Genomic DNA, 430 nt, shown 5'->3' on the forward strand with positions numbered 1-430 from the left:
GTTGGCGGAGAAGGCGCTGGCGGCGGTGATCCAGGAGGCCTACGTCCAGGGGATCTCGACCCGCTCGGTGGACGATCTGGTCCCTGCCATGGGCGGCTCGGGCGTCTCCAAGAGCCAGGTGTCGCGGCTGTGCGAGGAGATCGACGAGAAGGTCCAGGCCTTCCTGACCCGTCCGATCGAGGGCGACTGGCCGTATCTCTGGATCGATGCCACCTACGTGAAGGTCCGCCAGGCCGGCCGGATCGTCTCGGTCGCGGTGATCGTGGCGGTCGGTGCCAACACTGACGGCCGCCGGGAAGTGCTGGGCCTGGATGTCGGCCCGTCGGAGGCCGAGACCTTCTGGACCGAGTTCCTGCGCGGCCTGGCCCGCCGCGGCCTCCGCGGCGTCAAGCTGGTGGTCTCCGACGCGCATGAGGGGCTCAAGGCCGCT

Annotated in this window: 1 protein-coding gene; it reads left to right on the forward strand. The window is 69.8% G+C overall.

The window, feature by feature from the left end; genetic code table 11:
* Positions 1-430 (forward strand): transposase (locus tag FFK22_RS42300; protein WP_186002994.1); only part of this gene is annotated, 430 nt, incomplete at both ends.

The sequence above is a fragment of the Mycobacterium sp. KBS0706 genome (genome assembly GCF_005938675.2).
In the GTDB taxonomy this organism is placed as follows: Bacteria; Pseudomonadota; Alphaproteobacteria; order DSM-16000; family Inquilinaceae; genus Inquilinus.